General features: G+C 51.7%; 21 protein-coding genes, 1 other RNA gene and 1 other annotated feature. Of the genes, 21 read left to right on the top strand and 1 reads right to left on the bottom strand.

Going from position 1 to position 22,263, the window contains the following annotated elements:
* The first annotated feature begins 124 nt into the window (after positions 1-124).
* The 20 genes from mreC to ssrS all read left to right on the top strand — a co-directional run bounded on the left by mreC (position 125) and on the right by ssrS (position 20,424).
* Positions 125-973 carry a rod shape-determining protein MreC gene (mreC, locus tag BO53_RS0112730; protein WP_031548837.1) on the top strand — a complete coding sequence of 283 codons (849 nt, stop codon included), beginning with the start codon at positions 125-127 and terminating at the stop codon, positions 971-973.
* A gap of 1 nt (position 974) precedes the next feature.
* A complete protein-coding gene (mreD, locus tag BO53_RS0112735; protein WP_031548840.1) occupies positions 975-1,493 on the top strand; it encodes a rod shape-determining protein MreD in 519 nt (172 codons plus the stop codon).
* Between the two features lie 42 nt (positions 1,494-1,535).
* Positions 1,536-1,609: a sequence feature (ribosomal protein L21 leader region), on the top strand.
* Positions 1,610-1,623: 14 nt separating this feature from the next.
* Complete coding sequence (gene rplU, locus BO53_RS0112740; protein ID WP_031548843.1) at positions 1,624-1,932, top strand: 50S ribosomal protein L21; 309 nt, start codon at positions 1,624-1,626, stop codon at positions 1,930-1,932.
* A complete protein-coding gene (locus BO53_RS0112745) occupies positions 1,932-2,252 on the top strand; it encodes a ribosomal-processing cysteine protease Prp (protein WP_031548846.1) in 321 nt (106 codons plus the stop codon). The genes rplU and BO53_RS0112745 overlap by 1 nt, the downstream gene beginning before the upstream one ends.
* A 10-nt stretch (positions 2,253-2,262) precedes the next feature.
* Positions 2,263-2,547, top strand: coding sequence for a 50S ribosomal protein L27 (rpmA, locus tag BO53_RS0112750; protein WP_031548849.1), 285 nt, complete (start codon positions 2,263-2,265; stop codon positions 2,545-2,547).
* Between the two features lie 92 nt (positions 2,548-2,639).
* Positions 2,640-3,920 (top strand): GTPase ObgE, encoded by a 1,281-nt coding sequence (obgE, locus tag BO53_RS0112755; protein ID WP_031548852.1) that lies wholly within the window; start codon positions 2,640-2,642, stop codon positions 3,918-3,920.
* A gap of 10 nt (positions 3,921-3,930) precedes the next feature.
* Positions 3,931-4,518 carry a Holliday junction branch migration protein RuvA gene (ruvA, locus tag BO53_RS0112760; protein ID WP_031548855.1) on the top strand — a complete coding sequence of 196 codons (588 nt, stop codon included), beginning with the start codon at positions 3,931-3,933 and terminating at the stop codon, positions 4,516-4,518.
* 12 nt (positions 4,519-4,530) lie between these two features.
* Positions 4,531-5,550, top strand: a complete 1,020-nt coding sequence (ruvB, locus tag BO53_RS0112765; RefSeq protein WP_031548857.1) for a Holliday junction branch migration DNA helicase RuvB — start codon at positions 4,531-4,533, stop codon at positions 5,548-5,550.
* A gap of 3 nt (positions 5,551-5,553) precedes the next feature.
* Complete coding sequence (gene queA, locus BO53_RS0112770) at positions 5,554-6,588, top strand: tRNA preQ1(34) S-adenosylmethionine ribosyltransferase-isomerase QueA (protein ID WP_031548860.1); 1,035 nt, start codon at positions 5,554-5,556, stop codon at positions 6,586-6,588.
* Positions 6,589-7,734 (top strand): tRNA guanosine(34) transglycosylase Tgt, encoded by a 1,146-nt coding sequence (tgt, locus tag BO53_RS0112775; RefSeq protein ID WP_031548862.1) that lies wholly within the window; start codon positions 6,589-6,591, stop codon positions 7,732-7,734.
* 19 nt (positions 7,735-7,753) lie between these two features.
* The gene (gene yajC / locus BO53_RS0112780; RefSeq protein ID WP_031548865.1) at positions 7,754-8,017 is read left to right on the top strand and encodes a preprotein translocase subunit YajC; all 264 of its coding nucleotides are present in this window, start codon (positions 7,754-7,756) and stop codon (positions 8,015-8,017) included.
* Between the two features lie 114 nt (positions 8,018-8,131).
* A complete protein-coding gene (gene secDF, locus BO53_RS0112785; RefSeq protein WP_031548869.1) occupies positions 8,132-10,405 on the top strand; it encodes a protein translocase subunit SecDF in 2,274 nt (757 codons plus the stop codon).
* Between the two features lie 49 nt (positions 10,406-10,454).
* Complete coding sequence (gene recJ / locus BO53_RS0112790) at positions 10,455-12,704, top strand: single-stranded-DNA-specific exonuclease RecJ (protein ID WP_031548872.1); 2,250 nt, start codon at positions 10,455-10,457, stop codon at positions 12,702-12,704.
* A 13-nt stretch (positions 12,705-12,717) separates the two neighbouring features.
* A complete protein-coding gene (locus BO53_RS0112795) occupies positions 12,718-13,236 on the top strand; it encodes an adenine phosphoribosyltransferase (protein WP_031548876.1) in 519 nt (172 codons plus the stop codon).
* 106 nt (positions 13,237-13,342) lie between these two features.
* On the top strand, positions 13,343-15,520 hold the full coding sequence (locus BO53_RS0112800; protein ID WP_031548879.1) for a RelA/SpoT family protein: 2,178 nt from the start codon (positions 13,343-13,345) through the stop codon (positions 15,518-15,520).
* Positions 15,521-15,529: 9 nt separating this feature from the next.
* On the top strand, positions 15,530-15,982 hold the full coding sequence (gene dtd, locus BO53_RS0112805) for a D-aminoacyl-tRNA deacylase (RefSeq protein ID WP_031548883.1): 453 nt from the start codon (positions 15,530-15,532) through the stop codon (positions 15,980-15,982).
* Positions 15,982-16,704 carry an N-acetylmuramoyl-L-alanine amidase family protein gene (locus tag BO53_RS0112810; protein ID WP_031548886.1) on the top strand — a complete coding sequence of 241 codons (723 nt, stop codon included), beginning with the start codon at positions 15,982-15,984 and terminating at the stop codon, positions 16,702-16,704. Before dtd ends, BO53_RS0112810 begins: the two co-directional genes overlap by 1 nt.
* Positions 16,705-17,006: 302 nt before the next feature.
* Positions 17,007-18,278 carry a histidine--tRNA ligase gene (gene hisS / locus BO53_RS0112815; RefSeq protein ID WP_031548889.1) on the top strand — a complete coding sequence of 424 codons (1,272 nt, stop codon included), beginning with the start codon at positions 17,007-17,009 and terminating at the stop codon, positions 18,276-18,278.
* 2 nt (positions 18,279-18,280) lie between these two features.
* Positions 18,281-20,038: an aspartate--tRNA ligase gene (gene aspS / locus BO53_RS0112820; RefSeq protein WP_031548892.1), complete on the top strand. Its 1,758-nt coding sequence runs from the start codon at positions 18,281-18,283 to the stop codon at positions 20,036-20,038.
* Between the two features lie 194 nt (positions 20,039-20,232).
* A non-coding RNA gene (ssrS, locus tag BO53_RS13790) (6S RNA) lies at positions 20,233-20,424 on the top strand.
* Between the two features lie 39 nt (positions 20,425-20,463).
* On the opposite strand, the gene BO53_RS0112830 is transcribed toward ssrS, so the two are convergent.
* Entirely contained in the window at positions 20,464-21,732 is a 1,269-nt protein-coding gene (locus tag BO53_RS0112830; protein WP_031548895.1) for a replication-associated recombination protein A, read from the bottom strand.
* An 81-nt stretch (positions 21,733-21,813) separates the two neighbouring features.
* Here BO53_RS0112830 and BO53_RS0112835 point away from each other — a divergent pair, with 81 nt between their 5' ends.
* A complete protein-coding gene (locus BO53_RS0112835; protein ID WP_031548898.1) occupies positions 21,814-22,230 on the top strand; it encodes an RrF2 family transcriptional regulator in 417 nt (138 codons plus the stop codon).
* Positions 22,231-22,263: the final 33 nt, after the last annotated feature.

The raw sequence follows: 22,263 nt of genomic DNA on the forward strand, positions 1-22,263 counted from the left end.
TTATCTTATCTGTTATAGAGAGGCTGCCGCCTCTCTATTTTTTTGTTTTACATATGCTTATCAGAAACGGCTGTCTATGGTATTCTTTTATCATATATCAACGATTTAATGGAGGCGCTCTACTGTGAACAGGCTTTTCAACCGTAATCGCATGCTGATCATCCTATTCGGCATCATCATACTCATCATACTGATCGGCTTTTCGATCAGCGACCGCAGTTCGACCACCAAAGCTGAACAGTTCACTGCCGATGCTGCAGCCGGCTCCCAGATGATCATCGACGCACCGCTGAACTTTGCAGGAAGCATATTCACGAGCATCAGGCAAAGCTTCAATGCGGTTGAGGAGAACGAGCGGCTCAAGGCGCAACTGGAGATGCTTCCCCAGATGCAGGCGGACCTGGAACGTCTTGAAACAGAAAATGAGGAACTGAGGGAAGCCTTGGAAGTGAGCTCCAAGCAATCCTACGAGAGCATCAATGCCCGGGTGATCTCACGTTCCCCGGACCAGTGGCTGGATAATTTCACAATCGACAAGGGGGAGGCGGATGGTATTAATGAAGGCATGGCTGTAATGACGACAGAGGGGCTGATCGGCACAGTGGCACGTGCAAATGGCGGCTCCAGTTATGTCGAAATGCTGACGACTTCCGTTTCACAGAACAACCTCTCTGTGGAGATCATGCATGAGGGGAATCCGATCTATGGCAACATACGGGAATACGATACCGAAAGAAACCTTCTTGTCATTGAGAATATAAAGAACCGCAGCGGTCTGGCCCGCGGGGACGAGGTGCTTACGAGCGGACTTGTGGGCGACTATCCTGAAGGCCTTCTGATCGGCACTGTTGTGGAGGTCCAGAATGATGAATATGGACTGAGTCAGAATGCCTATGTCCAGATGAAGGGCAATGTCGACGATGTCGATGTCGTCTTCGTCATCGAGAGAAATCCGGAATCCATGGAGGAATAGCATGAGGGCGATCATAATTTTTCTGTTTTCATTCCTGCTGATGTATGTGGATTTCCTGTTTGCAGAATTCAGTCCGATGACGCTCGGCGGAGTGGAGGTATATTTCGTTCCCCGTGCACTGCTGATGTTCATCCTGCTCGTTTCCGTCTATGCCAGCCCCCAGATGAGCGTCCTGCTCAGTGTCGTCTTCGGTGCGATGCTGGATCTGTACATAGGATCGATATACGGCATACATACTTTTGGAATGGTGGCCTTCGTCCTGTTCATGCACACCGCCTTCAGGGTGTTCCACAAGGACTTTGTCGCCATGGCCTTCGTTGTGCTTTTCCTCATCCTGTTCTATGATATGTATATCTTCTTCATATACAGGCTGCTCGATATGGTGAATCTGCCGGCATTCGACTACCTGGCGCTCAGGGCCGCGCCAAGTCTGCTTCTGAACGCATTGATCTTCATCCTGGTATTTATCATTGCCTTGAAAACTTCCAGAATCAGAAAAGAGGTCCTGCCAAAGCATTGACAGCCGGCAACGCGGTTGGTATAATGCAGTGGTTGGTGATAATGTAGACATCAACCGCTCAATTACAGGTTCAAGTGATGCATATCCACCTGTAGATGGCGTGTCTTATTTTAAATCAGGAGGTGTAAGTATGTTTGCAATTATCGAAACAGGTGGTAAACAGCTCAAGGTCGAAGAAGGCCAGACAATCTACGTCGAGAAAATCGATGCAGAAGCAGGAGCAACCTTCACTTTTGACAAAGTGCTCTTCGTAGGAGGAGATTCCGTCAAAGTCGGTGTGCCGACAGTTGAAGGCGCGACTGTATCAGCGAAAGTTGAAAAGCACGGTCGCGGTAAGAAGATCGATGTGGTGAAATTCAAGCGCAGAAAGAACTACAAGCGTAAACAAGGACACCGTCAGCCATATACAAAGCTGACTGTTGATAAGATCGACGCGTAATGATCAATGTAGAGTTCAACATAAACGATGACGGACAGGTTACATCCTTCAAGATGGAAGGACATGCCCAGTTCGATGAACACGGTAAGGACATTGTCTGCGCCGGTGCTTCAGCAGTCGTTTTCGGTTCTGTAAATGCAATCCTCAATATGACTGAAGCCAACCCTTCTGTTAATATGGAGGAAGAGACCGGCTATTTCGAATTCAAAGTCGAAGATCCGGATGATGCAAAACTGCAGTTACTGCTTGAAAGCATGATCATTTCTTTAAAAACGATAGAAGAAGAATACGGTGAACATATCAGATTATTATTCAAGTGAGGTGAAAGCAATGCTTAAACTGAATCTTCAATTCTTTGCATCCAAAAAAGGTGTAGGCTCAACGAAAAACGGTCGTGATTCCATATCCAAACGTCTTGGTGCGAAAAGGCAGGACGGCCAGCACGTTACAGGCGGCTCCATTCTTTTCCGTCAGCGTGGGACTAAGATCCACCCGGGTGAAAACGTAGGCCGCGGTGGCGATGATACACTCTTCGCCAAAATCGACGGCGTTGTAAAATACGAGCGTCTCGGTCGCGATAAGAAGCGCGTTTCCGTATACAAGGAAGCAAAATAATGAAACGAGTGGACATCAGCAAAGCTGGTGTCCTTTTTATTTAAATGAGTTGAAATTGATATGCTATAATATTTAAGGATAGAGGTGAGACAATGTTTATAGATCAGGTAGATATATACTTAAAAGCCGGCGATGGCGGAAACGGCCTTGTCGCATATAGACGTGAGAAGTATGTGCCGCTCGGCGGACCAGCCGGTGGTGACGGGGGCAATGGTGCAGACATCATCTTTGAAGTCGATGAAGGGCTGAGGACACTGATGGATTTCCGCTATCAGCGCCACTTCAAGGCGAAGCGCGGCCAGAATGGGATGAACTCCAATGCCCACGGAAAAAACAGTGAGCCGATGGTACTGAAAGTGCCGCCGGGCACCATTGTCAAAAGGAAGGATACGGGGGAAACGATTGCAGATCTCGTCCAGCACGGGGCACGGGCAGTCGTAGCAAAAGGCGGACGCGGGGGACGCGGCAATTCAAGATTCGCCTCCTCCAGGAACCCGGCACCGGATTTTGCTGAGAATGGTGAACCGGGTGATGAGCTCGATGTGATCATGGAGCTCAAGCTGCTGGCTGATGTAGGCCTTGTCGGCTTCCCGAGCGTAGGCAAGTCCACGATCCTCAGTGCAGTATCGAAAGCGAAGCCGAAGACGGGCGACTACCCGTTCACGACAATCAAACCGAACCTTGGTGTTGTCGAAACCGGAGATGGCCGTTCATTTGTTATGGCCGATCTGCCTGGGCTGATCGAAGGGGCCTCCGAAGGCACGGGACTTGGCCACCAGTTCCTGCGCCATGTCGAGCGCACGAAGGTCATCGTCCATGTCATTGACATCAGTGGCCTTGAAGGCAGGGATGCAGTCGAGGACTACAGGATCATCCGAAATGAGATGGGCTTGTACAACGAAAACCTTCTGAAGCGTCCTGAAATCATCGTGCTGAACAAAGTCGACCTGGTGGAGGATGAAGCGGTCTTCGACCGCTTCACAGAAGCCGTAGGGGACGACAAGGAAATATTCAGGATATCCGCAGCGACGAGAAAGAATCTGGACACTGTGCTCTACAGGGTTGCAGACCTGCTCGAAGAGACAACTGAAGAGGAGGAAGTCATAGAAGAGACGGACCACCGCGTGGTCTACCGTCACGAGAAAGACCCGGATGCATTCGAAATCAGACGGGATGATGATGGTGCCTATGTGGTTGCCGGCGACGCTATAGAACGGATGTTCAAGATGACCGACTTCAACCGGGACGCAGCCGTCAGGAGATTTGCCAGACAGATGCGCTCGATGGGCATAGATGATGCGCTCAGGGAGCGTGGCATCCAGACGGGCGATACTGTAAGGATACTCGGCGGAGAATTCGAATTCGTAGAATGATGGTGATTTGATGTATCAGTATATTAGTGGTGTTTTGAAGGAAGTGGAACCGCAGTATATCACTGTGGAATCGAATGGGATCGGATACCTGATTATGGTACCCAATCCTTTTCGCTTTGAGCATAATAAAGAGAGCGCAGTGAAGATCCATACTGAACTGATTGTGAGGGAGGACAGCCATACGCTCTATGGCTTCAACTCGAGGGATGAAAAGATCCTCTTCAAGTCTCTGCTGCAGGTCACAGGCATCGGCCCGAAGAGTGCGATGGCCATCCTTGCAGCCTCGACTCCGGATGAAATCGTCGGTGCGATCGAGGCGGAAGACGAAAAGTATATGCAGAAGTTCCCTGGTGTAGGGAAGAAGACGGCCAGCCAGATCATCCTCGATCTGAAAGGCAAACTCGCGCATGTGGAGGCTTCTCCAGAAGCCCCTGCTGTGGACGATAATGACCACTTCATCAGCGAAGCCCTGCTGGCACTGGAGGCGCTCGGCTACAGCAAACGTGAGCTCAAGCGCATTGAGAAGCACATGGGCAGCGAATCTTTCAGTTCAGTGGACGAAGCAGTAAAAAGAGGGCTTAAATACCTAGTTCAGTAATGGGGTGCTATTATGGATGATCGCATTTTAGATGAAGGAAAGCAGCAGCATGAAGAGCATTTGGAGATGTCGCTCCGGCCGGAATACCTGAATCAGTATATCGGCCAGCAGACATTGAAGAACAATCTGAACGTATTCATCGAGGCGGCACGGATCAGGGAAGAGGCGCTGGACCATGTCATCCTGCACGGCCCCCCGGGGCTCGGCAAGACGACGCTGTCCAACATCATCGCCAACGAACTCGGTGTGAATATACGGACGACTTCCGGACCGGCAATTGAACGTGCCGGGGATCTGGCGGCGATTTTGTCGAGCCTCGAAATGGGGGACGTGCTGTTCATCGATGAAATCCACCGGCTTCCGCGAGCTGTGGAGGAGATCCTCTATTCAGCAATGGAGGACTTCTTCCTGGATGTCGTCATCGGCAAGGGCGAGGAGGCCAGAAGCATCCGGATCGACCTGCCGCCATTTACGCTCGTGGGGGCGACGACGCGCTTCGGCAGCCTTTCGGCACCGCTGCGTGACCGTTTCGGTGTCCAGCTGAGGCTGGAGTACTACGATGTCGACAGTCTGGTCACCATCGTCAACCGGACAGCGGACATCTTCGAAGTTGCAATCGATGATGACAGTGCGATGGAACTCGCCAGACGTTCCCGGGGGACCCCGCGGATCGCCAACCGGCTGCTCAGGCGTGTCCGGGACTTCTCGATTGTGAAGAGTGAGCCGTCCATCACCCTCGATACGACGAACCACGCACTGAAGGTGCTGGAAGTTGATCCGAGCGGCCTGGACCCGATCGACCACAAGATCATGAATACGATTCTGAACACATATGGCGGTGGACCTGTCGGCCTTGAAACCGTGGCCGTGTCGATCGGCGAGGAAGTGGTGACGCTTCTGGATGTGTATGAACCATACCTGATCCAGCAGGGGTTCCTGGAAAGGACGCCGAGAGGGCGGAAGGCGACAGCCAAAAGCTACGACTACTTTAATGGAAAATGTCAGATGGATATATTTAGAAATGAGGAATAGGTTTTGAAACTCGACGAATTTGATTTTGAGCTGCCTGAATCGCTCATCGCCCAAACCCCTCTAAAAGACCGGGCACAGAGCAGGCTGCTCGGCCTGAACAGGGCCACCGGCACAGTATCGGATGGTAAATTCGAGGATGTTATACAATATCTCAACCCGGGGGATGCCCTGGTGCTCAACGATACGAAAGTGCTGCCGGCAAGGCTTTTCGGTGTGAAGAGTGATACGGGTGCAAAAATAGAGATGCTGCTGCTCAAGCCGATCGAAGAAGGGTATGAAGTGCTCATCCGTCCCGCCAGGAAAGTCAAGGAGGGGACGGAGATCGACTTCGGCGACGGTCTCTTGAAGGCGGTATGCACCGGCACATTCGATGAGGGCATCAGGCATGTCAGCCTCCACCACGAGGGACTGCTCGAGAATGTCCTGGATGAACTTGGGGAGATGCCATTGCCGCCATACATCAAGGAAACATTGGAGGACAAGGATCGGTACCAGACGGTCTATGCAAGACATACGGGATCTGCCGCTGCGCCGACGGCTGGGCTTCATTTTACGGAAGCGCTGCTCGAGCGTATCAGGGAGCAGGGTGTACATATCGCCTATATCACCCTCCATGTGGGCCTCGGCACGTTCAGGCCCGTCAGTGCAGAGAACATAGAGGATCACAGAATGCATTCCGAATTCTATATCATGAACAAGGAGACGGCAGATGCACTCAATGCAGTGAAGGAAAACGGTGGGAAAGTGGTCAGTGTCGGTACGACGAGTACACGGACACTTGAGACGATCATGCGCGATCATGGCAGGTTTGAGGAAGCGAGCGGGTTTACAGACATATTCATCTATCCCGGCTTCCAATACAGGGCCATCGATGCGCTGATCACGAATTTCCACCTGCCCAAATCCTCCCTGATGATGCTGGTCAGTGCTTTCAGTGACAAGGAGACAATCATGAAGGCCTATCAGCATGCGATCGACGAAAAATACCGGTTCTTCAGTTTTGGGGATGCAATGATTATATATGAGGATGAAGACTAGATGGCAATAAGATATGAACATATAAAGACATGCAAGCAGACCGGTGCCCGCATCGGCAAGCTGCACACGCCGCATGGCACGATCGATACACCGATATTCATGCCGGTGGGGACATTGGCAACGGTGAAGACGATGACGCCCGAGGAGCTCGCAGACATCGGCAGCCAGATCATTCTGAGCAACACATACCACCTGTGGCTGAGACCCGGCAGTGATATCATCAGGGAGGCCGGGGGCCTCCACAAGTTCATGAACTGGGACAAGCCCATCCTGACGGATTCCGGCGGCTTCCAGGTATTCAGCCTGAGTGACAGGCGCAAGATCGAAGAGGAAGGCGTCCACTTCAGAAGCCACCTCGACGGCTCCAAACTCTTTTTAAGCCCCGAGAAGGCGATGGATATCCAGCATGACCTTGGATCGGATATCATGATGGCGTTTGACGAGTGTCCGCCATTCCCTGCAGAGAAGAAGTATGTCAAGGATTCGATCGAGCGGACTACAAGATGGGCCGAGCGCTGCCTCAGCCACCACGTCAAAGAGGGGCATGACAAGAACCAGGCCCTGTTCGGCATCGTACAGGGCGGAGAATACAGTGACCTGCGCGCCCAGAGTGCAAAGGACCTGGTGGCGATGGACTTCCCGGGCTACTCGATCGGCGGCCTTTCCGTCGGTGAGCCGAAGCCGATCATGTACCGTATGCTGGAGGAGACGGTACCATTCCTTCCTGAGGACAAGCCGAGGTATCTGATGGGTGTCGGCTCGCCCGATGCCCTGATTGAAGGCGTCATCAGGGGCATAGACATGTTCGACTGCGTGCTTCCGACGCGCATTGCACGGAATGGCACGACGATGACGTCGAAGGGACGGGTCGTCGTCAAGAACAAGAAGTTCGAACGTGATTTTACACCGCTCGATCCCGGATGTGACTGCTACACATGCCGCAACTATACGAAGGCATATTTGCGCCACCTGTTCAAAACGGATGAAATTTTAGGATTGAGGCTTACCACTTATCATAACCTGTATTTTCTGCTAAAATTGATGGAGGATATTCGAACTGCGATTTTAAATGATCAATTGATGGATTTTAAAGAAGCATTTTTCGAATCATACGGATTAAATGTTGAAAATCCGAAAAATTTCTAACAGAGGAGAAGATGTATAGATGGAATTCTTTATGGCCATCCTGCCGTTTCTGGTACTCATCCTGGTAATGTACTTCCTGATGATCCGTCCGGCTCAGAAGAAGCAGAAGGAAGTTCAGAACATGCAGTCAAACCTGCAAAAAGGTGACGAAATCATCACAATCGGCGGTATCCATGGCACAGTGGAATCGTTCGACCAGAAGCACATGTACATCCGTACGGATGAAGTGAACGGCGCAGTACTCAAATTTGAGCGTGTCGCACTTAAAGAAATCGTAAAATAGGAAGACAACAGGCTGGCTCATGGAGTCAGCTTTTTTCATTTTATTTTTTGGTGGTAACGGTTATAATTGAAACGTTGAGGACTTACAATATAATCGAGGTGTGTTTTTTTGAATGTGAAAAAGAATAGAATCATAGCTGCTGTCCTGGTGGCCGTGCTGCTCCTGACAGTCGTCGGCCTGACCGCCAAGGACCTTGCCAGGAATGTCAATCTCGGCCTGGACCTCCAGGGCGGCTTTGAAGTGCTGTATCAGGTCGAACCTTTGGAAGAAGGCGATGAAATCGATGATACGGCGGTTCAGAGCACCGCCCAGACCCTTGATTCGAGGGTGAACGTGCTCGGGGTTTCGGAGCCGAATATACAGATTGAGGAGGGCAACCGGATACGCGTCCAGCTTGCAGGGGTCGAAGATCAGGCGGAAGCACGTGAACTGCTCAGCACCCAGGCTGAACTGACGATCCGGGATGTCGATGACAATGTGCTGCTGGACGGTTCTGATCTCGTGCAGGGCGGTGCAAGCCAGAACTTCGATGAAATGAACCAACCAATGGTTTCACTCGAACTGAAGGACCCGGACAAATTCCGGGAAATCACTGAAGAGATTTCCGAGCGTCCAGCCGGCGAGAATCTGATGGTCATCTGGATGGACTTTGAGGAAGGAGAGGACAGTTTTGAAGAGGAGGTCCAAAAGGAGGACCCCAAATTCATCTCTGCCCCGAGCGTCTCACAGCCGATCAACTCCTCTGATGTCATGATTTCAGGCGGCTTCTCGGGCCAGGAAGGTCTTGAGCGCGCACAGAATATTGCAGCACTGCTGAACTCCGGCGCACTGCCGGTCAAACTGAGCGAGATCTATTCGACATCCGTCGGTGCCCAGTTCGGTGAACAGGCGCTGGATGAAACGGTCACTGCCGGCCTGATCGGTGTGGCACTCGTATTCATATACATGATTGCGTTCTATAGGCTGCCGGGCGTCATTGCTGCGGTGACGCTCACCATCTACATCTATCTGACGATATTCGGCTTCAATATGATCAGCGGGGTATTGACGCTGCCGGGTATCGCAGCCCTCATCCTCGGTGTGGGGATGGCCGTGGATGCCAACATCATCATGTACGAGCGCATAAGGGATGAACTGCGCATCGGCCGGAATCTGAAGCAGGCCTATAAAAAAGCGTCTGCGGCTTCATTATGGACAATCGTCGATGCGAACATCACCACTATGGTTGCCGGAGTCGTACTGTTCATCTTCGGCACAAGCAGTGTAAAAGGGTTTGCGACCATGCTGCTGCTTTCCATAATCATGAGCTTCATCACTGCAGTCTTCCTGACACGCCTCCTGCTTTCGATGCTCATCAAGTCGGGCTTCTTCAATAAGCGGCCCGGATGGTTTGGTGTGAAGGAGGAGAGCAGATTCAACATCAATGAAGGCAAGGATATAGAAGATCTGACGACGCCATGGGACCGCTTTGATTTCGTCGGCCATGCGAAGAAGTTCTTCGCATTCAGCCTGGCGACCATTCTGGTCGGACTGATCATCCTGTCCATATTCCGGCTGAATCTCGGCATCGACTTCACAAGTGGTACGCGGGCCGATATACAGACTGGCGGCGAAGCGACGGTGGAGCAGGTGGAAGAGCAGCTCCAAGAGATGGACTTGCCGCCGGACAGCATCACGACTTCGGGTGAGGATATGGTGGTCGTACGGTATACGGAAAACCTCCCGCAGGATTCCGTCACCGAGATGCAGACCACATTCGATGACCTCTATGGCAGTGAGCCGGCAATCAGCACGGTGAGCCCGGTCATCGGGCAGGAGCTGGCCAAGAATGCGGCCATCGCACTCGCCATTGCTTCTGTCGGCATCATTCTCTATGCTTCCATACGATTCGAATGGCGCATGGCGCTGCCGAGCGTGCTCGCACTCATCCATGATGCCTTCATCATGGTCGCCGTCTTCTCCATCTTCCATCTGGAAGTCGATATCACCTTCATTGCGGCTGTACTGACGATCGTCGGCTACTCGATCAACGATACGATCGTCACATTCGACAGGGTGAGGGAGAACCTGAGGAAGTTCAAGGTCATCCGGAAGGAAGAGGAGATTGATGCAATCATCAACCGTTCCCTCAAGCAGACGTTGACCCGTTCCGTCAATACGGTCCTTACGGTCATCATCGTTGTGGTGTTCCTTGTGCTCTTCGGAAGCACTGCCATACTGAACTTCTCCATCGCCCTCCTGGTCGGCCTGATCAGCGGCATCTATTCTTCACTCTTCATTGCACTGCAGCTATGGGGAATCTTGAAGAAGCGCCAGCTGCGCAATGCAGATGGTGCCCTGACGGTATATGAGGAAAAAAGCAAGGACGATGATAAAATATTAGTATAATCTCTAAAACGCCCAGGGAACCTTGGGCGTTTTGCAAAGGATGAAACATATGTATCAGTCGAAGTACGAGTGGAAAGTAAGACGCAAAACCTCTGATATTCCAGAGGAGATCCGTGAAAAGTTCAAACTGAATCCACTGGAGCAGACCATACTGGAAAACAGGGGATTCACGACGGAGGCAGACCTGGAGAAGATCTATCATCCAAAGACGTATGATGCCGGGCTCGTCCATATGATGGATACGGCAGTGGCGCGCATAGAGGCCGCCCTGGACGGCGGTGAACGCATACTCGTCTATGGCGACTTTGACGCGGACGGCATCACAAGTACGGTACTGCTTCTCTCTGCACTCAGAAGGAAAGCCGCCACCGACAGCGTGGACTTCTTCATTCCCAACCGCATAGAGGATGGATATGGCCCCAACCAGGCCATATTCGAGGAAATCGTCGTCGGCCAGTACGATCTTGTCATCACTGTGGATAACGGGGTCTCAGGGGGCAGGGAGATCGCGTTTCTCACTTCGCAGGGCGTCGATGTGATCGTGGTGGATCACCATGCCTTCGGTGAGAATGTGCCCGATGTCCCGATCCTGCACCCGGATCATCCGGATGGGGAGTATCCATTCAAGTCCCTGGCCGGTGTCGGCATCACCTACAAGCTTGTGCAGGCACTCGGCCTCGACCGGAAGGAGGATCTCGGCTGGGTGGCGATCGGCACGGTGGCAGACCTTGTCCCGATGATAGATGAAAATAAAAGACTCGTCATAGAAGGATTGAAGATTCTTAATGACCTGCCGCCGGCAGGCATCCACACACTCCTGAGAAGTGCAGGGAGCGACGGATACATCGATGAAGAAACCATCGCTTTCGGGCTGGCGCCGCGTCTTAATGCGACAGGACGCCTCGGAGAGGCTGAAATCGCTGTCGAGCTGCTCCTTGAGGAGGATACGAACCTCGCCTACGAGCAGGCCGTAGTTGTAGAGAATATGAATATGGAACGGAAGCAGCTGGTGGAGACGATCTTCAGCGAGGCGGATGCAGAAATAGATCCCACCAATCAGATCAATATCATCTATCGGGAAGGGTGGCATCCGGGCGTGCTCGGCATCGTCGCTTCAAAGATCGTTGAAAAATATGGGAAACCGGCAATCGTCCTCACCCAGGAGGACGACGCGTATCGCGGGTCGGCCCGTTCGATAGAAGGGGTGGACCTGCATGAAATCCTCACGGAGCATTCGCATTTCCATCACCGCTTCGGCGGCCACGCGCTCGCGCTCGGCGTGGAAGTGCATGCATCAAACATCGAGGCCTTCAGGGAGGAGCTCGAGCAGCATATGAATGGTCTGCAGCTGAACCTGAGGCCTCTGAAGCACATAGACTACCAGATCAAGCAGGGGAACATGAGCATGAAGGCATTCGAGCGGTTCGACCGGCTGAAACCCTTCGGCCAATCCTTCCAGTCCCCGGTATTCCTCCTCACCAATGAAAATATCGGCACAATAAAACAGGTCGGCAAGGACCGCTCCCACATCAAACTGTCCATGCCGAAAGTCGGGATGGATGTCATCGGCTTCGGTTTCGGCCATCTGATCAATGAAGTATCCACGCAGGATACGATCAGTCTTGTGGGGACGGTGAACGTAAACGAGTTCAACCAGAAGCGGACGCTTCAGATGATGCTTCAGGATGCAAGCGTCGACAGTGTCCAGCTGATCGACATGAGAAGCCGCACCGACCAGCGCTTCGATATGATCACAAAGGAAGATGTATTCGTCATAGCCGAGGGCAGGGAGAAAAAAGGGGACAATTACTACCACTTTGGTGAAGCACTGCCTTTCACATCGAAGACGGTAGTGCTCAGGGACCTCCCCGAGAGCCTTGATAACCTGTCGTATTCACTGCGGGACGTCCATGCCTCGAAAATCATCGCCCTCTTCCATCAGAAGGAGGAGCTGTTTTTCACAGGCATACCCAAATCAGACGACATATCGAATGTGCTGCAGCTGGTCGAAAAAGCGGAGGATGGGTCAATAGATCTTGCGAAACATGCACCGGCCCTGGCTGACCGGCTCGGCATGAAGATGAAATTTCTTAAGATGGCCATCGATATTATGACAGATTTGGAGATTATCACACTAAAAAATGGTATAGTATACAAGGACCGGGAAGAAGGAAGCTGGAAGTTGGAAGAATCACGGTATTACCGTAAACTTAAAAATCAGCTGGAAGCTGAAAAACTTCTTAAGATGTCCTCTTCGTCTGAACTGAAAGAGTATCTCAGATCATTAATTTCGAATTGAGTGGTGGATTAGTATGGATTTAAAAAAATATGTATCAGAAGTGCCGGATTGGCCCAAGAAAGGTGTCAGCTTCAAGGACATCACAACAATCATGGACAACGGTCCGGCATACCAGTATGCGACAGACCAGATAGTGGAATATGCCAGGGAGAAGGAAGTCGACATCGTCGTCGGTCCCGAAGCCCGCGGTTTCATCATCGGCTGCCCTGTGGCATACAGCATGGGCATCGGATTCGCGCCTGTAAGGAAGGAAGGGAAGCTTCCAAGGGAAGTCATCAGACATGAGTATGATCTCGAGTACGGATCGAATACATTGACGATGCACAAGGATGCGATTTCCCCCGGCCAGCGTGTACTGATTACGGATGACCTGTTGGCAACGGGAGGCACGATAGAAGCGACGATCAAACTTGTCGAGTCTCTTGGCGGCATTGTGGTGGGACTTGCTTTCCTGATAGAACTTGAATATTTGGATGGCATGAAACGCCTCGAAGGATATGATACACTCTCATTGATCACCTATGACGAGTAGTCCGTTTTAAAGTCTGTGGAAACAGGCTTTTTTTGTCATTCATTTATTTGAAAGAGGTTTTATAGTATGATGATTCTAACTAGTGTAGATGGGAAGCGGTGAGGTCATGAACAAGGAATATCCATATAGCAAGGACGATGTCATCCGCATGTGTGAATCATACATGGGTGAAGAGGATATGCTTTTGATCCGTAAAGCATATGAGCTGGCCAATGAAGCACACAAGGGCCAGTACCGGAAGAGCGGGGAGCCGTACATACTGCACCCCGTTCAGGTGGCGGGTATACTTGCGGAACTCAAACTGGACGGCCCGACGATCATTGCCGGGTTCCTTCATGATGTCGTTGAGGACACACCGTATACGTTTGATGACCTCGAGGAGATGTTCAACGAGGAGGTTGCCGTAATCGTCGACGGTGTCACCAAGCTCGAGAAGGTCAAGTACCGCTCCAAGCAGGAGGAGCAGGCGGAAAACCACCGCAAGCTCTTCATTGCCATCGCAAAGGATATCCGGGTGATACTGGTCAAGCTTGCAGACCGCCTCCATAACATGCGTACGCTCAAGGCCATGCCTGAGCATAAACAGATCAGTACTGCGCAGGAGACGCTTGAGATATATGCGCCTCTGGCACACCGCCTCGGTATTTCCAGCATCAAATGGGAGCTTGAGGATACTGCGCTCAGGTATATCGAGCCCCAGCAGTATTTCAAGATCGTCAGCCTGATGAAGAAGAAGCGGAGCGAGCGGGAAATCGTCATCAACCAGGCCATCGACCGCATCCAGGACGAGATGGACCATACTGGCATCAAAGGCCAACTTTCCGGCCGTCCGAAGCACATATACAGTGTCTACAGGAAGATGAAGAAGCAGCATAAGCAGTTCGACCAGATCTTCGACCTGCTCGCCATCCGGGTGCTCGTCACAAACATCAAGGACTGCTATGCAGTGCTTGGTGTCATCCATACCATCTGGAAGCCGATGCCCGGACGGTTCAAGGACTACATCGCCATGCCGAAGCCGAACATGTACCAGTCCCTGCATACGACCGTGGTCGGGCCGAACGGCGATCCACTGGAAATCCAGATCCGTACATATGAGATGCACGAGATTGCGGAACATGGTGTTGCAGCACACTGGGCCTACAAGGAGGGCAAGGAGCTGAAGGGCGAACCTGCCATGGACAAGCGGATCGACTGGTTCCAGGACCTGATCGACCAGGAGACCTCCTCCCCGGATGCAGAAGAGTTCATGGAGGCACTGAAGACGGACCTCCTCAGCGACAAGGTCTATGTCTTCACCCCGAACGGCGATGTGGTGGAGCTGCCGAAAGGCGCCATCCCGATAGACTTCGCCTACCAGGTGCATACGGAAGTCGGGAACCGAATGATCGGCGCCAAGGTCAATGGCAAGATTGTGCCGATCGACTATGAACTCTCCACCGGTGAGATTGTGGAGATCAGGACGAGCAAACAGTCCTATGGTCCGAGCCTCGACTGGCTGAAGATGGTCCGCTCATCGAGTGCGAAGAACAAGATCCGTGCATTCTTCAAGAAGCAGGACCGTGCGAGCAATATCGAAAAAGGACGCTTTGCGGTGGAGCATGAGATCAAAAACCGTGACCATAAGCCGGATGAGATACTGAAGCCGCAGTTCATCGATCCTGTACTGGACCGCTATAACATCAGCAATGAGGACGATCTGTACGCCATGGTCGGCTTCGGCGGTGTCACGGCCCAGCAGGTGACGAACCGCCTGATGGAAAAGTTCAAGGTCAGCGAGGAGAAGACGAATGTCGTCGAGGAGATCGACCGGACCCATCACTACAAGGAGATATCGACGGAATCCGGCGTGTATGTCCAGGGCATGGATAATCTGCTGATCAACCTGTCGAAGTGCTGCAATCCGATTCCCGGAGACGACATCGTCGGCTTCATCACGAAAGGGCATGGGGTGAAGGTCCATGTTGCGACATGTCCGAACATCAGGCATGAAAAAGAGCGCCTGATCGATGTGGAATGGGTCAAGAACAAGAATAAGGACCGCAAATACCAGGCGGATCTGGAAGTATCCGGATATGACCGCCAGGGTCTGGTCAATGAAGTGCTGAACGTCGTCGCCAGCACCAAATTCCCGATCACCCGCGTGAACGGCCGGGCGGACATCGACAAGCATGCGAAAATCAGCCTGTCCGTCATGGTGCAGAACGTCGCCGACCTCCATAGGGTCGTGGACAAGATCAAACAGCTTCCTGACATATACAGCGTGGAACGCGTTTTTAAATGAGGTGTAGAAATGAGAGTCGTATTACAGAGAGTATCAAGTGCCACTGTCATCAGCAATGAATTCTTCAATGAAATCAGGCAGGGCTATTGCCTGCTTGTGGGTGTTTCTAAGGATTCAACGGAAGAAGATGCACTGAAATTGGCGGAGAAGATAGCCGCAAGCAGAAACTTCGAGGATGAATCAGGCAAGATCAACCTGTCGATCAAGGATGTGGGCGGGGACATTTTGAGCATTTCCCAGTTCACACTCTATGCGGACGTCAGAAAAGGGAACAGGCCGAGTTTTACGCAGGCTGCGGGCAAAGAGCATGCCGACAGGCTGTACCGGCTTTTCAATTCCCATCTGCAGAAGATGGACCTGACCGTCAAAGAGGGGTTCTTTGGTGAAATGATGAATGTGCAGATCAACAATGACGGACCGATCACCATACTTTATGAATCCATTGGTGGCAAAATCCAGTAATGAAGAGGCGAGCTGGAATTCCGAACAGTATATTTCAGAGCCTCCGCCATTTCCTGAAATATAAAAAGCACATCTATGCAGCCCCCCTGTTTTTCCTGACAGCAGCCGGCTGCATCATTCTGATCGCCGTGCTGCTCTATAATCGTTTCTTTTCAGTTTCGGGAGATGCCGTCCAGATGGAACTGGACCAAACGTCATATGACTTCAGCGGCACGGTGATCGTCATCGATCCGGGCCATGGCGGAAAAGACCCAGGGGCCACGAGCATTTCCGGCGTAAATGAGGATGTAATCGTCTTCAGCATTGCACGTAACCTCAGGGAGACACTTGAAGATGCCGGTGCAGAAGTCGTATTGACACGCAACGAGGATGAGTTTGCTTCCCTTGACCAGAGGAAGGTGGACGGTGACCTGTTCATCAGCCTGCATAGTGACGCCATGGACGACCCGGCGGTATCCGGATTTACAACATACTATACACATCCGGAACAGAAGGCATTTGCAGAGTCCATCAACCAGGCACTCGACCGGCGGTCCTATTTCCATAACCGCGGGGTGCATTCGATGAACTACCAGGTGACGTGGCAGCTCGACTATCCGGCGGTCCTTGTGGAACTGGGCTATCTGAGCAACGCCGTAGATGATATGGTGATGAATGAAGGCCGCTACCAGGATATGATGGTGAAGGGAATTGTCGAAGGTATAGACGATTATTTGAACTGAGTGCTTGACTTGTGCCGGGTTAAACAATATCATATTAAATAATTGAATGATGTGAATTCATCGATCCGAAGAGGTGGATATGGTGGCCACCAGAGAGACCTGCCCAGGCTGAAAGCAGGTTGTCCGCCAGTATCCGTCAGCCGACACTTCGGTAGGATCCTCCTATACAGGCGGTGGCAGCCGTTACTATGCAAGAGGGCCCGTATGAAGGGCTGAATCAGGGTGGCAACGCGATCTAATCGCCCCTTATATCCGTCTGGATATAAGGGGCTTTTTTATATTTTATGAATGGAGTGGAACATATGATACAGATTCCAAGAGGCACACAGGATATCCTGCCGAAGGACACATACAAATGGCAGTTCATTGAAGAAAGGCTGCATGAGATTGCACAGAACTACAACTACAAAGAAATCCGTACTCCGGTGTTCGAATCCACCGAACTGTTTGTGCGGGGCGTTGGCGGTTCGACGGACATCGTCAATAAGGAGATGTATACGTTCATGGACAAGGGCGACCGCAGCATGACGCTGAAACCGGAAGGCACAGCACCGGTCGTCAGAAGCTACATCGAAAATAAGATGCAGCATGACGTCAACCAGCCGGTCAAAGTGTACTATCTGGCGCCGATGTTCAGGTACGAGCGCCGCCAGAAGGGCAGATACCGCCAGTTCGTCCAGTTCGGCATCGAAGCGATCGGTGTTGAGGATCCATTGATCGATGTGGAGGTCATCAGCATGCTGATGCACATATACCAGTCGTTCGGTCTGTCCGATCTGAAACTCTACATCAATTCCATCGGTGACCAGGACAGCCGGGCCGCCTACAATCAGGCGCTCGTGGACCACTTCAGACCATCGATCGATGAGTTCTGTTCGGATTGCCAGACCCGCATTGATACGAACCCGATGCGCATACTCGACTGCAAAAAGGACAGGGATCATCCCCTCGTCCAGAATGCACCCAGGATATACGACTATCTGAATGATGAATCCAAGGCCTACTTCGAAAAAGTGACCGAAAACCTCGATGCGCTCGGCATCTCCTACGAGATCGACTACAACCTCGTGAGGGGACTTGACTACTATACACATACGGCGTTCGAGCTGATGAGTGATGCGGAAGGTTTTGGAGCCATTACAACATTGTGCGGCGGCGGCCGCTATAATGGCCTGCTCGAGCTGCTGGATGGACCGAAGGAAACCGGCATCGGTTTCGCACTGAGCATCGAACGCCTGCTGCTTGCGCTGGAAGCGGAAGGCATCGAAATACCTGAACCCGAAGGCATCGATCTCTACATCTGTACGCTGGATGCGGCCGCTGAAGCCACAGCGGGGCAGCTGCTCCACAGGCTGCGTGCAGAGGGCATCAGCTGTGATATGGACTACAGGCACAGGAAGCTGAAAGCCCAGATGAAGGATGCAGACAGGAAAGGGGCGGCATTCACGATCGTGCTCGGGGAATCTGAGCTTGAAACTGGGGAAGTTGAATTGAAGAATATGGAATCCGGAGAATCGAAGAAAGTCAACCTGGATGATCTGGAAGAACTAAGTACGCTAATTGAGGAGAATTGATCATGAGAAAATATGCAACGGAAATTACAGAAGAAATGACAGGTGAAAAGGTCCATCTGAAAGGATGGGTGCAGAAAAGACGTGACCTGGGCGGCCTGATTTTCATCGACCTCAGGGACCGTTCCGGCGTCATGCAGGTCGTCTTCAACCCGGAAGTATCCGAAGCGGCCCTCGAAACCGCGGAACGCATCCGCTCCGAATATGTCATAGCTGTAACGGGTGAAGTGCTTCAGAGGGACCCATCCCAATACAATGACAACATTTCAACAGGGAAGATCGAAGTGCTGGTCGACGAAGTGGAGGTGCTGTCAAAAGCCGATACACCACCGTTCCAGATCATGGATGAGTCGATTGCTGAAGACATCCGCCTCAAATACCGATACCTCGACCTCAGGAAGCCGAAGCTGCAGAACATCCTGAAGCTGAGGCATCAGCTCAACCGCAGCATCAGGAACTTCCTGGACAATGAAACGTTCATCGACATCGAGACTCCCGTCCTATCCAAGTCGACACCGGAAGGGGCCCGGGACTACCTTGTCCCTTCCCGTGTACATGAAGGGGAGTTCTATGCCCTGCCGCAGTCGCCCCAGATATACAAGCAGCTTCTGATGCTCTCAGGCATGGAACGGTATTATCAGATTGTAAAGTGTTTCCGTGATGAGGATCTCCGGGCGGACAGACAGCCGGAATTCACCCAGGTCGACATCGAGATGTCGTTTACAGACCAGGAGCAGATGATCGAGCTGAATGAACGAATGATCAAACAGGTAATGAAGGATGTCAAAGGAGTCGACATAAAAACGCCTCTGCCACGGATGACATATGCCCAGGCGATGGCTGAGTACGGTGTGGACAAGCCGGATACACGGTTCGAACTCAAACTCAATGACCTGAGCGATTTCAGCAGATCCGTCGACTTCAAAGTCTTCCGTTCCGCTGTTGAGAACGGAGGCATGGTCAAGGCGATCGTCGTCAAGGGCGAAGAGAGCCGCTTCTCCAGAAAGGATATCGACAAGCTTGAGACCTACGTGAAGACTTACGGGGCGAAGGGGCTGGCATGGCTCAAAGTGAAGGAAGATGACCTGAATGGGCCGATTGCAAAATTCTTCAGCGAAGACAACCGACGGGATCTATTTGAGACTCTCTCGCTTGAGAATGGGGACCTCATCCTTTTCGTAGCGGATACGGAAAAAGTCGTCCATGCATCACTCGGCAACTTGAGGAACAAGCTGGCAAAAGACCTAGACCTCATACCGGAGGACCAGTTCAACTTCCTATGGGTGACCGACTGGCCGCTGTTCGAATATGATGAAGAGGCAGGCCGCTATTTTGCCGCCCACCATCCATTCACTTCCCCTAAAGCGGAAGATGTCGAGAAGCTGGAAACTGCACCGGAGGAAGTCATTGCCAATGCATATGACATCGTTCTGAACGGATACGAACTGGGCGGCGGCTCCGTCCGCATCCATGATGCAGAGACACAGGAGAAGATGTTCCGGGCGCTTGGTTTCACAAATGAGGAACGGGATGAACAGTTCGGATTCCTGCTTGAGGCATTCAAATATGGCGCTCCGCCACACGGTGGCATCGCCTATGGATTCGACCGCTTCGTCATGCTGCTTGCCGGCACGGACAACATCCGTGACGTCATCGCATTCCCGAAAACTGCCAGCGCCGGAGATCTGATGATGAATGCACCTTCGAAAGTTTCGGAGGCGCAGCTCAAGGAACTGCACATTGAGGTAGACATCGAGGAATAGAAGAACCTCCCTATAAGGGAGGCCGAAATCCTTCCCATGAGGGAGTGAAAAGACTTGCAGTCCCCGGGGAGGTGCGTCTCAAAGTGAGGTTGCGGATATGGACGATGCCGATGATATGTGCCAAATTTATCAGGATAAAAAAGGTACATATTACTATCTTTTTTTGGAGACGTATGCTATTATATTGGTAATAGGAATATCTGAGAAGTGCGTGATGTGTTGAATTATATTTTGACCTAACACCTTTTTAATCGGGAGCCTGATAGGTTTTCCTATGAAAAACAAGCCTGCTTGACAGGACGTTTGGAGTAGGGAACAAGGCACCCACCTGCACTTAGCAGGCCAAAATAATCAACAATAACACACGGCTTTAGCTCGGATATTCCGAATAAGTACCGAATTGCAATAATTCGGTGCTTATTTTTTTATAGTTTTTTAAGCTTATCGTAAATGTCGGCAAGCTGTTTTTCATACTTGGAGACATCCGATGTCTGATAGTAGGCGGCATTTTTGAGGGGGTCGGGGAGATACTGCTGCCTGACCACATGGTTCGGATAGTTGTGTGGATATTTGTAGCCGATGCCATTTCCAAGCTTTTCTGCACTTTTGTAGTGGCTGTCCTTAAGATGCTTCGGAATGGCGCCTGTCTTCTTTTTCCGTATGTCGGACAGTGCACCATCGATGCTTTTGATGGCGCTGTTCGATTTCGGTGACAGGGAGAGCTCGATGACGGCCTGTGACAGGGGGATGCGTGCTTCCGGAAAGCCGAGGCGTTCGGCCGAGATGATGGCATCCAGTGTCCGTGAGGCAAGCTGTGGATTGGCAAGGCCAATATCCTCATAGCTGATAACGAGCAGGCGTCTTGCGATGGTGACAAGATCACCTGCTTCGACGAGTCGGGCGAGATAGTGGAGGGCTGCATCCACATCACTGCCTCGAATGGATTTCTGGAAGGCGCTCATGACGTCATAGTGCTGGTCACCGTCCTTGTCATACAGGAGATCCGACTTCTGCATGCATGCTTTGGCATCCTCAATGCCGATGACCGTGACCCCCTGTGGATTCTTTTCGGTACTCAGTGCAGCGAGTTCCAGGGCATTCAGTGCACTTCTCACATCCCCCTGGCTGGTATGGGAAAGGTAGCCGATCGCCTCATCTGAAATTTCAAGATCCATATCGCCAAGGCCGCGCGACTCATCCCTGATGGCCCGTTCAAGGGCTTCTTTGACATCATCCGGATCAAGCAGGTCCAGTTCAAATATCTGGCACCGGCTCCGTATGGCCGGATTGATGGCATGATACGGATTGGAGGTCGTCGCCCCGATCAGGATGATGTTTCCATTTTCGAGATGGGGCAGCAGGAAGTCCTGCTTCGCCTTGTCCAGACGGTGGATCTCATCCAGCAGCAGAATGACGCTGCCGCTCATCTTTCCCTCTTCGGCAACCGCCTGCATGTCCTTCTTTGTATTCGTCACTGCATTGAGTGTCCTGAACTTGTAGTTCGTGGAGCCGGCAATGGCGCTGGCTATACTCGTCTTGCCGATGCCGGGCGGGCCATAGAGGATCATGGAGGACAGCCTTCTGGCTTTGACCATCCTTCTGATGATGCTGTTTTCACCGACAAGGTGCGCCTGTCCGAGTATCTCATCGATCGACTTCGGGCGCATCCTGTAGCTTAATGGTTGAGTAGACATATTTTCACCTGTTTCCGAGTTATGGTATATTTAATAATACTATAATATAATTATAAATGAACTTAAACTACGAGGTGTTGTATGAAGATCTCTACAAGAGGAAGATACGGACTCTATTTCATGCTGGCGTTGGCCAGGAATTACGGAGAGAGGAAACGAAGCGTCAAATCGGTAGCAGAGGAACGGGGCATCAGCGACCTCTATCTGGAACAGATAGTGGCGAATCTGAAAAAGGCGGAACTGGTCAAGAGTACACGTGGTGCGTACGGCGGCTATGAACTCAATCTCCCGCCGGACGAAATCACGGTCGGCAAGATATTCAGGACGCTCGAGGAGAACATCGTCGCGGTCGAGGGCGACGACAAGGACACGGACACTGAACGGTATCTCTGGGGGCGCATCAGGGATGCGCTGAGGGATGTGCTCGACCATACCTCCCTCCAGGACATGCTGAACCATGATGAGGATGAAGTCGACGACTATATGTTCTATATATAAAAAACTTGGAGATCATATGATCTCCAAGTTTTT

It is taken from the genome of Salinicoccus luteus DSM 17002 (assembly GCF_000712035.1).
Taxonomy (GTDB): domain Bacteria; phylum Bacillota; class Bacilli; order Staphylococcales; family Salinicoccaceae; genus Salinicoccus; species Salinicoccus luteus.

Coding starts and splice junctions, on each gene's coding strand:
- ruvB (WP_031548857.1), top strand. CDS start 4,531: ATGGATGATCGCATTTTAGATGAAGGAAAGCAGCAGCATGAAGAGCAT.
- BO53_RS0112800 (WP_031548879.1), top strand. CDS start 13,343: ATGAACAAGGAATATCCATATAGCAAGGACGATGTCATCCGCATGTGT.
- aspS (WP_031548892.1), top strand. CDS start 18,281: ATGAGAAAATATGCAACGGAAATTACAGAAGAAATGACAGGTGAAAAG.
- recJ (WP_031548872.1), top strand. CDS start 10,455: ATGTATCAGTCGAAGTACGAGTGGAAAGTAAGACGCAAAACCTCTGAT.
- hisS (WP_031548889.1), top strand. CDS start 17,007: ATGATACAGATTCCAAGAGGCACACAGGATATCCTGCCGAAGGACACA.
- ruvA (WP_031548855.1), top strand. CDS start 3,931: ATGTATCAGTATATTAGTGGTGTTTTGAAGGAAGTGGAACCGCAGTAT.
- obgE (WP_031548852.1), top strand. CDS start 2,640: ATGTTTATAGATCAGGTAGATATATACTTAAAAGCCGGCGATGGCGGA.
- BO53_RS0112830 (WP_031548895.1), bottom strand. CDS start 21,732: ATGTCTACTCAACCATTAAGCTACAGGATGCGCCCGAAGTCGATCGAT.
- tgt (WP_031548862.1), top strand. CDS start 6,589: ATGGCAATAAGATATGAACATATAAAGACATGCAAGCAGACCGGTGCC.
- BO53_RS0112835 (WP_031548898.1), top strand. CDS start 21,814: ATGAAGATCTCTACAAGAGGAAGATACGGACTCTATTTCATGCTGGCG.
- BO53_RS0112795 (WP_031548876.1), top strand. CDS start 12,718: ATGGATTTAAAAAAATATGTATCAGAAGTGCCGGATTGGCCCAAGAAA.
- yajC (WP_031548865.1), top strand. CDS start 7,754: ATGGAATTCTTTATGGCCATCCTGCCGTTTCTGGTACTCATCCTGGTA.
- mreD (WP_031548840.1), top strand. CDS start 975: ATGAGGGCGATCATAATTTTTCTGTTTTCATTCCTGCTGATGTATGTG.
- BO53_RS0112810 (WP_031548886.1), top strand. CDS start 15,982: ATGAAGAGGCGAGCTGGAATTCCGAACAGTATATTTCAGAGCCTCCGC.
- BO53_RS0112745 (WP_031548846.1), top strand. CDS start 1,932: ATGATCAATGTAGAGTTCAACATAAACGATGACGGACAGGTTACATCC.
- dtd (WP_031548883.1), top strand. CDS start 15,530: ATGAGAGTCGTATTACAGAGAGTATCAAGTGCCACTGTCATCAGCAAT.
- rpmA (WP_031548849.1), top strand. CDS start 2,263: ATGCTTAAACTGAATCTTCAATTCTTTGCATCCAAAAAAGGTGTAGGC.
- rplU (WP_031548843.1), top strand. CDS start 1,624: ATGTTTGCAATTATCGAAACAGGTGGTAAACAGCTCAAGGTCGAAGAA.